Source organism: Kitasatospora putterlickiae, from assembly GCF_039527695.1.
Taxonomy (GTDB): domain Bacteria; phylum Actinomycetota; class Actinomycetes; order Streptomycetales; family Streptomycetaceae; genus Kitasatospora; species Kitasatospora putterlickiae.
The window spans coordinates 1-12,360 of the sequence record NZ_BAAAKJ010000440.1 but is presented as its reverse complement, the minus strand read 5'-3'; the positions used below and the strand labels follow the sequence as shown (position 1 = coordinate 12,360).

At 74.5% G+C, this 12,360-nt stretch carries 7 protein-coding genes; 3 read left to right on the top strand and 4 right to left on the bottom strand.

Annotated features, from left to right (window positions below):
• On the bottom strand, nucleotides 1-1,728 hold a 1,728-nt coding region (locus tag ABD308_RS39835; protein ID WP_425554940.1), incomplete at its 3' end, for a serine/threonine-protein kinase.
• A gap of 192 nt (nucleotides 1,729-1,920) precedes the next feature.
• On the bottom strand, nucleotides 1,921-4,083 hold the full coding sequence (locus ABD308_RS36000) for an N-6 DNA methylase (RefSeq protein WP_344344361.1): 2,163 nt from the start codon (nucleotides 4,081-4,083) through the stop codon (nucleotides 1,921-1,923).
• 215 nt (nucleotides 4,084-4,298) lie between these two features.
• Between ABD308_RS36000 and ABD308_RS35995 the strand changes: the two genes are divergently transcribed.
• Nucleotides 4,299-4,943, top strand: coding sequence for a DUF4352 domain-containing protein (locus ABD308_RS35995; RefSeq protein WP_344344359.1), 645 nt, complete (start codon nucleotides 4,299-4,301; stop codon nucleotides 4,941-4,943).
• 162 nt (nucleotides 4,944-5,105) lie between these two features.
• Here the strand turns inward: ABD308_RS35995 and mfd are convergent, their stop codons facing one another.
• A complete protein-coding gene (gene mfd / locus ABD308_RS35990) occupies nucleotides 5,106-8,762 on the bottom strand; it encodes a transcription-repair coupling factor (protein ID WP_344344357.1) in 3,657 nt (1,218 codons plus the stop codon).
• Between the two features lie 650 nt (nucleotides 8,763-9,412).
• Here mfd and ABD308_RS35985 point away from each other — a divergent pair.
• A complete protein-coding gene (locus ABD308_RS35985; RefSeq protein WP_344344355.1) occupies nucleotides 9,413-10,729 on the top strand; it encodes a nucleotide sugar dehydrogenase in 1,317 nt (438 codons plus the stop codon).
• Nucleotides 10,730-10,826: 97 nt separating this feature from the next.
• On the opposite strand, the gene ABD308_RS35980 is transcribed toward ABD308_RS35985, so the two are convergent.
• Complete coding sequence (locus ABD308_RS35980; RefSeq protein ID WP_344344353.1) at nucleotides 10,827-11,105, bottom strand: beta/gamma crystallin domain-containing protein; 279 nt, start codon at nucleotides 11,103-11,105, stop codon at nucleotides 10,827-10,829.
• A gap of 524 nt (nucleotides 11,106-11,629) precedes the next feature.
• Between ABD308_RS35980 and ABD308_RS35975 the strand changes: the two genes are divergently transcribed.
• Entirely contained in the window at nucleotides 11,630-12,292 is a 663-nt protein-coding gene (locus ABD308_RS35975; RefSeq protein WP_344344351.1) for a hypothetical protein, read from the top strand.
• The last annotated feature ends 68 nt before the right edge of the window (nucleotides 12,293-12,360 follow it).

The window sequence follows — 12,360 nt, the reverse complement described above, 5'->3', positions numbered from 1 at the left end:
GCCCGCCGGGCGAGGCTGTGGCTGGAGCGGATGCCGGTACGGCCGAGCCGGGTCGGGCAGCGGGCCGAACCGGGGCTGCGGCACCGGAACGGCGGCGGGCAGCAGCGGCAGCAACCGCCCGTACACCTCCTGGGCGTCGGCCGGGCGGTCCTGCGGCCGCTTGGCGAGCAGGTCGAGGACCAGCCGCTCCAGCGGCGCCGGCACTTCGGGGCGCAGGTCGCGCAGCGGCACCGGCGGGTCGTCGACGTGCCGGCGCAGCAGTCCCAGGGCGGTGGGGGCGCGGAACGGCCCCTCGCCGGTCAGCATCTCGTGCAACAGGCAGCCGAGCGCGTACAGGTCGCTGCGCGGGTCGACGGCGGCGGAGAGCGCCTGCTCCGGCGCCATGTACGTGGGGCTGCCGATCGGCACGCCGGTGAGCGTGAGGCGGGTGGCCGCGGGGTCGATCGCGGTGGCGATGCCGAGGTCGAGCAGGACGGTCCGGCCGTCCTCACGGACCATCACATTGCTGGGCTTGAGGTCACGGTGGACGACCGGCACGGCGTGCACGGCGGCCAGCGCGGCGCAGAGCTGGGCGGCCACCGAGACCGCGCGCTCGATCGGGAACGGCGCGTCCTCGGCGATGAGGTCGGCCAGGCTGACGCCGGGCACGCGCTGCATGACGAGGTACAGCTCGCCGCCGTCCTCGCCCGCGTCGAAGACGGTGACCAGGCCGGGGTGGTCGAGCGCGGCGGTGGTGCGGCACTCGCGCAGGAAGCGGTGGCGCAGTTCGTCGCCGGGCCCGAGGTGTGCGGCGGTGGCGGGGCCGGCGCCGGTGGCGGCGAGCAGGTGGTCGGTGCGCAGCAGCTTGACCGCGACCGGCCGGGCGAGCCGTTCGTCGCGGCCGGCCCAGACCTGGCCCATGCCGCCGTGGCCGATCTTCTCGGTGAGGTGGTAGCGGCCGCCGATCACCCGGGCGAAGGTCACGGGCGGTCCTCGCGGGCCTGCCGGCGCAGCAGTTCGCCGAGTTCGCGCAGCTCGTCGGAGGTGGCGGGGCCGGCGACTCCGGGGCCGGTGGGTCCGGGGCCGGTGGGTCCGGGGCCGGCGACTCCGCTTCCCGTGGCGCGCACGGGCGGATGGGAGATGGCCGACGGGTGGGAGTCGACGGCCGGGTACGGCTGGGCGGCCCGCGGGTAGGGGGCGGCGGTCCCGTACGGCTGGGGGTACGGCTGGGCCTGCGGGTACGGCTGGACCGGGGCGCCCCCCCCCCGGCGGTGCGTAGGAGCCGCTCTGAGCGGGCTTCCGCGCCGGCCGGCCCGAGGACCAGACCACCTGGCGGTCCAGCAGCAGGAAGTGCACCGGCGGGGTGAACCACAGCAGCACCATCATCGTGGTGCCGATCGCGTCGGCGAGCGGGGCGTCGCCCTTGGGGTAGCTGCCGGCGATCCCCATGCAGATGAAGAAGGTGAGGAAGAGCCCGGCGTAGACGACCGCGCCCAGGATGTCGTACGCCCGGCGGCGGCGGACCGCCAGCAGCAGCGAGGGGACCATGCCGAGCAGCCCGAAGGAGAGCAGCGGCGCGAGGACCACCAGGACCCGGCCGAGCACGCCGTACGGTCCGGGCTGCCGCCCGGGGCCCTGCGGGGGGACGGCCATGGTCGGGGCGTAGGCCTGCGGACCGGTGCCGGGTATGCCGCCGGTGGGCGCGCCACCGGGCGGTGGGCCGAACTGCCCGGGGTACTGCCCTGACATGCGCGCTCCTGAGCGGGTGAGGACGACGGCCGTCCCGATCACGGAACCGGCTCCGCACACCGTACCGCCCTCGCCCGTCACGCCGGAGTCCTTCTACCGCACCTGAATCACCCGCCCGCCGCGTGCGCACCACCGGCCCGTCGCCCCGGCCGCAGAGCAGGAAGTCGGCCGGGCCGACCTCCTGTGCGGGCGTCAGGGAGCGGGCGGGGGCTCGGCGGTGCCGGCGGCGAGGGCGTCGGTGGCGGCCTGGGTGAGGGTGCGGCCCAGGGCGGCGGCGCGTTGCAGGGTGGCGTCGAAGACGGCAATCCGGGCGAAGGCGGCGCCGAGGCGGCGCTGTTCGGTGATCGGCAGGCGCGGCAGCTCGACCCGGCGGATGTCCAGGCGGGTGGTGGTGGAGGCGTGGCTGGCGGCCCGGCGGGCGACGGCCGTGGAGCGCAGGTGGCCGGCCAGGAAGTCCGGGTCGAGGGCCGCCGGGTCGGGACGGAGCAGATGCAGCTGGCGGCCGAGGGCGGCGCCGGCGGGCGGGCCGTCCGGGCCGACGACCCGGGCGGTGCCACCGCCGAGGGCGGGGACGAGGACGTCACCGGGCCGGGTCAGCGGCAGGGCGTCGGCGCCGGTGGCGGACCGGTCGAGGACGGCGCCGGGTGCGCTGCCGGCGACCAGGTCCTGCTCGGTCAGGACGGGGGTGCCGGTCAGGCCGGTCTCGGCCGGCCGGGAGGGCGCGCCGGTGCCGGAGGAGTGCACCTCCAGCAGTCCGGAGCGGACCAGCTCGCCCAGCGTGACGACCGGGCCGCCACCGCCGGCGGGGCCGCCCCCGGGAGCGGTGCCCGCCGCGTCGATCGGCTCGGGCAGCAGCGCCCCGGGGTCGTCGAGCCCGGCCAGCAGTTCGGTCAGCCGGCCGCCGAGGTGGGAGAACCCGGCCGCGCCGCCGAGCGGGGCGGCCGGCGGGACGTGGCGGGCGGGTGAGAGGTCGGTCTCGTCGTCGAGCAGGTCGATCGCCGCCACGGTCCGGTGCCGGCCGGGGCGGTCCGGGGGCAGCGGCAGGCCCTCTCGGGCGGCGAGGTCGAAGGCGCGCCAGGCGTCCAGGACGGTGCGGCGCAGTTCGGGCCAGCGGACCCTGTCGCGGCCGCCCTCGGCGACCTCGGCGGAGCCGGGCGAGGCGGAGGCGGCGTCCAGCATCAGGACCTGGCGGAAGTCGTCGCCGGGGCGGGGGGCGCGCAGCACCCAGAGGTGGAGCGGCACGCCGTACGGCGGGGCGGCACCGGCCGGGAGCGCGACGACGGCCCGCAGCGCGCCGGAGCGCAGCAGTTCGGCCCGGACCCGGCGGCCGGCCCGGCGGGCGGCGACGGTCGGCGGGAGCAGCAGGGCGGCGAGCCCGCCGGGGCGGGTGTGGGCGAGGCAGTGCAGCACCCAGGCGAGTTCGGACTCCCCGCGCGGCGGGACGAGGCCGCCGGGCCAGCGCCGGTCGAACTGCAGCTCGTCGTGGCCCCAGTCCCGCTCGTTGTACGGGGGTTGGCAGAGCACGGCGTCGAAGGTGTGGCCGGTGTACGCGTCGGCGCGCAGGGCGTCGCCGGGGCGGAGGTCGACGGGCAGCGGGGCGGGGTCGGCGGCGGGCGCGTGCAGGGCGAGCCGGAGCCGGGTGAGCGCGGCGGTGACGGGGTCGGTGTCCTGACCGTAGCGGTCGGTGGTGGCGGGCAGGGCGAGCAGCAGCGCGCCGAGGCCGGCGGCGGGGTCGAGCACGGTGGCGGGGACGCCGGCGACGGCGGCGAGCAGGTCGGCGGCCTCCGGCGGGGTGGGGCTGAGCTGGCGGGTGTTGGCCTCGGCGTAGCGGGTGAGCAGCTGTTCGAAGGCGTCGGCCGGGCCGGCCGCGGCGGCGAGGTCGGCGAGCAGGCGGGCGAGGTCCAGTTCGGTGGAGCCGAGCAGGCCGGGCTGGCGCAGGCCGGCGGCGCCGTCGGGGCCCAGCACGGTGCGGGCGGTGTCGGCGAGGGCGCGCGGCAGGCCGGTGGCGAGCCTGGTGTCCGGCTGGTCGGCGAGCGCGGCCCAGCGCTCCGGCGTGCGGTGGTGCAGCAGGAGGACGGCCCCGGCCTGGACCAGGGGGACGGCCGGGTGGCCGGCCGGGTCGCGCAGGGTCTCGACGAGCCGCCAGACCCGTTCGAGCAGCGGCAGTTCGGCGATCTTGCCCTGGGTCCGGAGCCAGGACTCCACGTCGGTGAGCGCGAAGGTCGGGCTGCTGTCGGTGCCGCCGACCGGGCGGGGGAAGTCGGGGTGGCGGCGGCGCCAGTTGCTGACGGCGGCGCGGCCGACCCCGGCGAGGCGGGCGATCTCGGCGGCGGTCACCTCGGGACGGTCCGGCATGGGGCTCCTTCGGCGGCGATCGGCGGCGGCATCGAACGGTGTGACTACACAGCATAGCCAGCACCAGCCATCCAGCCGTTCACACGTGAACGGAGAGATTTCGCAAATGCCTGTTGACTCGATTCACAGCCTGTGGTGTGATCTCTCCCGTCGACAGCACGTCAGGTCGGCACCGGACCGAAGACCAGAAGACGTAGAAGACGTAGGAGACAGCCATGTCCGCCACCACCCGCCGCACCCGCCGCACCGCCGCTCTGCTGGCCGGCGCCGCGCTCGTCGTCCTCACCGCCACCGCCTGCGACTCGACCGGCGGCCCGTCCGTCTCCACCGAGGCCAAGCAGACCGCCGCCTCGGCCCCGGCGGCCGGCGACACCGCCGCCGCTGCCAAGCCCGCCGAGAACAAGCCCGCCGAGAGCAAGCCGGCCGAGGCGGCCAAGGCCCCGGCCAAGATCGGCGACACCATCGCCCTCAAGGGCACCCTGGAGAAGGGCAACACCGCCGACGTCACCGCCGTGAAGGTGGTCGACCCTGCGACGAGCACCAACGAGTACCTCACCGCGGCGGACGGCAAGCACTACGTCGCCGTGCAGTTCCAGATCAAGGCGACCGGCGCCAAGGCGTACAGCGAGGCGCCGTGGAGCAGCGCCAAGGTGGTCGACGACCAGGGCCAGGCGTACGGCCCGACGCTCGCCGAGACCAAGGCCGGCCCGTCCTTCCAGACCCCGACCAACATCGCCGCCGGCGAGACGGGCAAGGGCTTCGTGGTCTTCGAGGTCCCCGACGGCACCAAGCTCGACAAGGTCCAGTTCTCCCTGGACAACGGCTTCGCCGACCAGGTCGGCCAGTGGAAGATCGGCTGACGGAAGACCGGCCGACGGCCCTGTTCACACCCCCGGGCCCCGACACACCGCCCGCCCCGGCCCGCCCCGGCACGCCGCGGGCACCCCGGCACGCCCGCCCGCACCAACGACGACGGCGGCCTCGGGCTCACCGCCCGAGACCGCCGCACCCGGCAGGACCGGCTACTTCCTGGCCCCCGCCAGGTCGTCGAACATCGTCGACAGGAACTCCCGGCACCACGCCAGCAGCTCCCGCCCGACCAGCGGCTTGCCGCCGATCCGCCCGGTGGACGGCCGCGGCACCAGCAGCTGCTGGGTCGCCGCCTTCACCTGGCTGCGCGGGTAGAGCCGGTTCAGCCGCAGCTGCTGCGACTCCCGCAGCTCGACCGGCCCGAACCGCACGTTGGAGCCCTGCAGGGTGATGTCCGCGATGCCGCACCGCCGCGCGTACAGCCGCAGCGCCGCCACCAGCAGCAGGTTCTCCACCGGCTCGGGCAGCTTGCCGTAGCGGTCGACCAGCTCGTCCCGGACCTGGGTGATGTCCTCCTCCGAGTTGACCGCCGCGATCGAGCGGTAGGCCTGGAGCCGCAGCCGCTCCCCCGGCGCGTAGTCGTGCGGCACATGGGCGTCGACCGGCAGCTCGATCTTCACCTCCAGCGGCTCCTCCTCCGGCTCGCCGCCGCCCGCCAGCGACTCCCGGAACTCGGCCACCGCCTCGCCGACCATCCGCATGTAGAGGTCGAAGCCGACACCCGCGATGTGCCCGGACTGCTCGCCGCCGAGCAGGTTGCCGGCGCCGCGGATCTCCAGGTCCTTCATCGCCACGTACATGCCGGCGCCCATCTCGGTGTGCTGGGCGATGGTGGCCAGCCGCTCGTGCGCCGTCTCGGTCAGCGGCTTCTCCGGCGGGTACAACATGTACGCGTACCCGCGCTCGCGCCCGCGGCCCACCCGGCCGCGCAGCTGGTGCAGCTGGGAGAGGCCGAAGGTGTCCCCGCGCTCGACGATGAGCGTGTTGGCGTTGGAGATGTCGATGCCGGACTCCACGATCGTGGTCGACACCAGGACGTCGAACTCCTTCTCCCAGAAGTCGACGACCACCTTCTCCAGCTGGGTCTCGCCCATCTGCCCGTGCGCGGTGGCGATCCGCGCCTCGGGCACCAGGTCCTTCAGCCGGGCGGCCGCCTTGTCGATCGACTCCACCCGGTTGTGGATGTAGAACACCTGGCCCTCGCGCAGGAGCTCACGCCGGATCGCCGCCGAGATCTGCTTCTCGTCGTACGGTCCGACGAAGGTCAGCACCGGGTGCCGCTCCTCCGGCGGGGTGGTGATGGTGGACATCTCGCGGATCCCGGTGACGGCCATCTCCAGGGTGCGCGGGATCGGGGTGGCGGACATGGTGAGCACGTCCACATTGGCCCGCAGCTTCTTCAGCTGCTCCTTGTGCTCGACGCCGAACCGCTGCTCCTCGTCGACGATGACCAGCCCGAGGTCCTTGAAGCGGGTCTCCGAGGAGAACAGCCGGTGGGTGCCGATGACGACGTCCACCGAGCCCTCGAACAGCCCCTCCAGCACGGCCTTGGCCTCGCTGTCGGTCTGGAACCGGGACAGCGCCTTCACGGTCACCGGGAAGTTGGCGTACCGCTCGGCGAAGGTCGAGAAGTGCTGCTGCACCAGCAGCGTGGTCGGCACCAGCACCGCCACCTGCTTGCCGTCCTGCACCGCCTTGAAGGCCGCCCGCACCGCGATCTCGGTCTTGCCGTAGCCGACGTCGCCGCAGATCAGCCGGTCCATCGGGACGGACTTCTCCATGTCCGACTTGACCTCGGCGATGGTGGTCAGCTGGTCCGGCGTCTCCGCGTAGGGGAAGGCGTCCTCCAGCTCGCGCTGCCACGGGGTGTCCGGGCCGAAGGTGTGGCCGGGCGCGGCCATCCGGGCCGAGTACAGCTTGATCAGGTCGGCGGCGATCTCCTTGACCGCCTTCTTGGCGCGCTGCTTGGTCTTCGCCCAGTCCGCGCCGCCGAGCCGGTGCAGCGTCGGGGCCTCGCCGCCGACGTACTTGGTGACCTGGTCGAGCTGGTCGGTCGGCACGAACAGCCGGTCGCCGGGGTGGCCGCGCTTGGCCGGCGCGTACTCCAGCACCAGGTACTCGCGGGTGGCGCCCTGCACGGTGCGCTGCACCATCTCCACGTACCGGCCGACGCCGTGCGCCTCGTGCACCACGTAGTCGCCGGCCACCAGCGCCAGCGGGTCGATCGCGTTGCGGCGCCGGGACGGCATCCGCCGCATGTCCTTGGTGGAGGACTTCTGGCCGGACAGGTCGGTCTCGGTGACCACGGTCAGCTTGAGCGCCTCGTCGACGAAGCCGTGCTCGATCGAGCCGCAGGAGACGTACACGACGTCCCGGGTCGGCGCCTCGGCGAGGTCGGCGACGAGCCGGGCCGGGATGCCCTCGTTGCCGAGCACCTCGGCGAGCCGCGAGGCCGGGCCGTGCCCCTCGGTCACCATGACGACCCGCCAGTCGGCGGCCAGCCGCTCCTTGGCGTCGGCGATCGCCCGCGCGGTGTCGCCCCGGTACGCCTCGACCGCGTGCATGCCGAGGGTCAGCGTGTTGGCGTCGAACTCCAGCACCTCGCTCACCGAGGCGTCGCTGGTCGCGAACGGGCTGACCGACCACCACGGCAGGCCGATCTCCGCGGCGTGCTCGCGCACCTCGGCGAGCGAGCGCAGCGAGGCGGCCGAGACGTCGATCGCCTCCAGGTCGATCGGCCGGTCGCCGCCGGCCGCGGCCGCCACCCAGGAGGCGTGCAGGAACTCCTGGCTGGTCGCCACCAGGTCGGCGGCGCGGGTGCGGACCCGCTCGGGGTCGCAGACCACCGCGACCGAGCCGAGCGGCAGCACGTCCAGCAGCAGTTCCATGTCGTCGACCAGGACGGGCGCCAGCGACTCCATGCCCTCGACCGCGATGCCTTCGGCGATCTTGTCCAGGATCTCGGCCAGCCCCGGGTGCCCGGCGGACAGCTCGGCGGCCCGGGCCCGCACCTCGTCGGTCAGCAGCAGCTCGCGACAGGGCGGTGCCCACAGGCCGTGCTCGGCGATCTCCAGCGACCGCTGGTCGGCCACCTTGAAGTAGCGGATCTCCTCGACGTCGTCGCCCCAGAACTCCACCCGCAGCGGGTGCTCCTCGGTCGGCGGGAAGACGTCCAGGATGCCGCCGCGCACGGCGAACTCGCCCCGCTTCTCGACCAGTTCGACCCGGGAGTAGGCGGCCGCGGCGAGCCGCCGGGCGATCTCCTCCAGATCGTGCGACTCGCCCCGCTGGACGGCCACCGGCTCCAGCTCGGCCAGCCCCTTCACCTGCGGCTGGAGCACCGAGCGCACCGGCGCCACGATCACCTGCACCGGCCCGGTCGCCGGGTCTCCCCCGGCCTCCTGCTGGGAGGTGCCCCCGACGCTCGGGTGGACGATCCGGCGCAGCACCGCCAGCCGGCGCCCGACCGTGTCCGAGCGCGGCGAGAGCCGCTCGTGCGGCAGCGTCTCCCAGGCCGGGAACTCGGCGACCGCGTCCGGAGGCAGCAGCGAGCGGAGCGAGGCGGCGAGGTCCTCGGCCTCCCGGCCGGTGGCGGTGACGGCCAGCACCGGGCGGCCCCGCTCCCCGGCGGCCTGCCCGGCGAGCGCGCGGGCGATCGCGGCGATCGCGAACGGCCGGGCGGCGGGCGGCCCGACCAGGTCGAGGTGCCGGCGGCCACCGGCCGCGGCACCGGTGGCGGTCGCGGCCTCGATCGCCTCGGCGAGGGCCGCGTCCCGCGCGACGACATCGAGCAGTCCGGTCAGGCTCATCTGGAGTCTCTTCTTCGTCCCGTGGCTGGTGCTGCCCTGGGGGCCGGGGGCCGGTCCGGGCAACGCGAACGGCCCGGCACGCCGAGCGGCCGGGGGTCTCCAGCCTACGCCGCGAGGCTGACCCGCACCCGGCGCACGGCCGGGGGTGGGACGGGGTGCGATCCGGCGCGGACGAACCACCGGCCGCCCACCGCCGCCGCCACCACCGCACGGACTGTTTCCCTGCCGTCGCGATCCGCCACGAACTGGACATACTCCTGTCACTGCCCGTCCATGGAGATCGCGCACCATAGTGAACGTGCCCGCCGCACCCAACCGTGGGGGATGGCTGCGGGGGCACGGTCGCACACCCGATGGGGGTCGGGCGTGCGAGGCCGGGCGACCCTGGGTGGGGGCGCCCGCCCACGCGCCGGGAACCGTGGCGTCCTTTCCTGGAGGACGCCACGGGTCTCGGCCTCACTCTTCTCCCGGCCCGCCGCCGGCGCTCACGGGGCCCGCCGCCGGATCACCGACGGCCCGCCGCCGACCCCGTCCGGCGTTATCCCGGGAAAGCCCGCGCGGGCCGGTCCCGCTCCCTACCCTGATGTGAAGACCGTGTGGGGGACGCCCGGAGGGGCCAGGGGGCGTCGCGATGGAGGGGGTTCTTCGTCATGCGCGTTGTCATCGCAGGCCAGGGCTACGTGGGGCTGCCGCTCGCGGTCCGCGCGGCCGAGGTGGGGCACCGGGTGGTCGGCTACGACGTGGACGAGCGCCGGATCAAACGGCTGGCCGTCGGGGAGTCCTACGTCGAGGACATCCCGGCCGAGCGGCTGCGGCCGCTGCTGGAGAACGGGAGCTACCTGCCGTCCGCCGAGCCGTCCGACGTGGCCGGCTTCGACGTGGCGGTGATCACCGTGCCGACGCCGCTGCGCGACGGCGCGCCCGACCTGTCGTTCATCGAGGCCTCGGCCGCCCTGCTCGCCCAGCACCTGCGGCCGGGGGCGAGCGTGGTCCTGGAGTCGACCACCTACCCCGGCACCACCGAGGAACTGCTCGCGCCGCTGCTGGAGGCCGGGTCCGGGCTGACCGCCGGACGGGACTTCCACCTCGGCTACAGCCCCGAGCGGATCGACCCGGGCAACCCGACCTGGCGGCTGGAGAACACCCCGAAGGTGGTCTCCGGCATCGACCCGGCGTCGCTGGAGGCGGTCGAGGGCTTCTACGGCGGACTGGTCGAGCGGACCGTCCCGGTCTCCTCCTGCAAGGAGGCCGAGCTGACCAAGCTGCTGGAGAACACCTTCCGGCACGTGAACATCGCGCTGGTCAACGAGCTGGCGATGTTCGCGCACGACCTCGGCATCGACGTCTGGGAGGCCATCGACGCGGCCTCCACCAAGCCGTTCGGCTACCTGCGGTTCACCCCCGGGCCCGGGGTGGGCGGGCACTGCCTGCCGATCGACCCGTCCTACCTGTCCTGGCGGGTGGAGCGGGCGCTCGGCCAGTCGTTCCGCTTCGTCGAGCTGGCCAACGACGTCAACAGCCACATGCCCGACTACGTGGTCCGCCGGCTCGCCGAGGCGCTGAACGACCGGCAGCGCTCGGTCAAGGGCTCGCGGGTGCTGCTGCTCGGGCTGGCGTACAAGAAGAACACCGGCGACGCCCGGGAGACGCCGGCCGCCCGGGTCGCCGAGTTGCTGGTCCGGATGGGCGCCGAGGTCCGGGCCGCCGACCCGCACGTGGTGGTCGGGGTGCACGTGCCCGAGCCGGTGATCCCGGGCCAGCGGGCGGCCGAGCACGACCCGCACGGGGACCCGTTCGGCGCGGTCCTGCGGGTGGAGGCCGACCCGGAGGAGCTGGCGGCGGCGGACGCGGTGGTGCTGCTCGCCGACCACGACGACTTCGACTACGAGGCGGTCACCGCGCACGCCCGGTACGTGCTGGACTGCCGGCGCCGACTGGCCCGGGGAGCCGCGGTCGAGGTGCTCTGACCCGTCGGAGACGGTGCCGGGCGACCGCACCCGCCCGGCACCGCGGGTCAGCGGGCGTCCTCGCCCGCGCGGGCCCGCGGGGCCCGTCCGCCGGCGGCTACCAGCGGGAGAGGTTGATGTCGTACATCATCACCTGGTGGCCGACGTTGCCGTTGAAGTCGTACTGCTCCCAGTTGAAGACGGTCCACGAGCCCAGGCCGCTGAGGTACGTGACGACCTTGTTGTTCCCGGCGTCGATCCGGTCGACGTTGTAGACGCGCACGGCCATCCAGCCGTCGTTCGCGAAACAGAGCCGGCCGCTGTAGCCGTAGTTGTAGACCTTCGCGAAATCGGTGCGGTTTCCGCAGTCGACCCGGTTGACGGCCTCGGCATTCACCGTCGGCAGCAATGTGGCGGCCGCCGCGGTGAGCACGGCGAGTGCGCCGGTCCGGCGGCTCCGGGATTTTCCGGACGGATGCCCGGAAGAACGTTCCGAAAGATTTGTGCGGCGAATCATATGGACCCTCCGAAGGGGTAACGGCTGCGACTCCAGAGGCTGACATGACGATGCACGGCCGAACAGTTCTTTTCCGGCCAAGCCGAATCACCCGGACGCGCGGCGGGCCGCTCCGCACAGGCATGCGCTAGGGTCCGAACAGTCCTGCCGTTCCTGAGGATCGGAGCTTCCGATTGCCCCGCCCGACGCATTTCGGACGATTCACCACCGCCGCCGCTGCGGTCGTTTTATCGGCCTTTTTCACAGGCTGCGCCGGACCCTCCGGAGGGGGTTCCGCGGATTCCACCATGACGCCACCGGCGATCGACGTGGCGAAAGCCCCGGAATCCGGCCGGGCCGGAATGACCGGACTTCCGCTTTCCGCTTATCAGTCCGGCGACCAGGGTGCCGTGAAGGAGATTCAGGTGCGCAATGCGCTGGTCGTCTCCTGCATGCACCGGGCCGGTTACACCGGATTCAGCGGCGACGGCCTGCAGGAGGCACGGCCCCCGGACAACGCCACCGCCCTGCCGGCCGGGGCCTGGGGGTACCTCGGGGCGGAGATCGCGGGCGTCCAGGGGTTCCACCCGCCCAGGCGGACCGTTCCCGGGGCGGGCCCGGCCGCCGTAGCCGGCGAGGCCTACGACACCACCCGGGTCGACTGCGACCGGCAGGCCTCCGAACGGATCGGCTCGGCGCCGGGGCCGGGGGCCGACCTCATCGGGAGGCTCTTCGCGGATTCGCTGGACGCCACCGGGCGGGACCAGCGGGTCACGGAGGCGACCGCGCGGTGGGCCGACTGCATGGCCGCCGCGGGGTTCCAGGCCGACGACCCGGCGGCGCTCCTGGACCGCTTCCGCGCCGCGCCGGAGACCACCCCCGCCGAACTGGCCACCGCCCGGGCCGACGCCGACTGCACCACCCGCACCAACCTGGCCGGGATCTGGTTCACCGTCCTGGCCGGCTACCAGCGCCAGCAGATCGACCACAACGCCCAGGCGCTGAACGCCCACCGCGACGCCGTCCGTGCCCAGGACGCCAGGCTCACCCGGCTGCTCGCCGAGGGGGACGCCGGACCGACCCCGTGAGCCCGGCGGCGGCACGCCGGGGGCTCCGGGGAGGGCCGGGGAACGCGTCAGGCCCCGGGCGCCGCGGG

Excerpts from the sequence above, each read along its gene's own strand:
- ABD308_RS36000 (WP_344344361.1), bottom strand. The coding sequence starts at position 4,083 with ATGCCGGACCGTCCCGAGGTGACCGCCGCCGAGATCGCCCGCCTCGCC.
- ABD308_RS35995 (WP_344344359.1), top strand. The coding sequence starts at position 4,299 with ATGTCCGCCACCACCCGCCGCACCCGCCGCACCGCCGCTCTGCTGGCC.
- mfd (WP_344344357.1), bottom strand. The coding sequence starts at position 8,762 with ATGAGCCTGACCGGACTGCTCGATGTCGTCGCGCGGGACGCGGCCCTC.
- ABD308_RS35985 (WP_344344355.1), top strand. The coding sequence starts at position 9,413 with ATGCGCGTTGTCATCGCAGGCCAGGGCTACGTGGGGCTGCCGCTCGCG.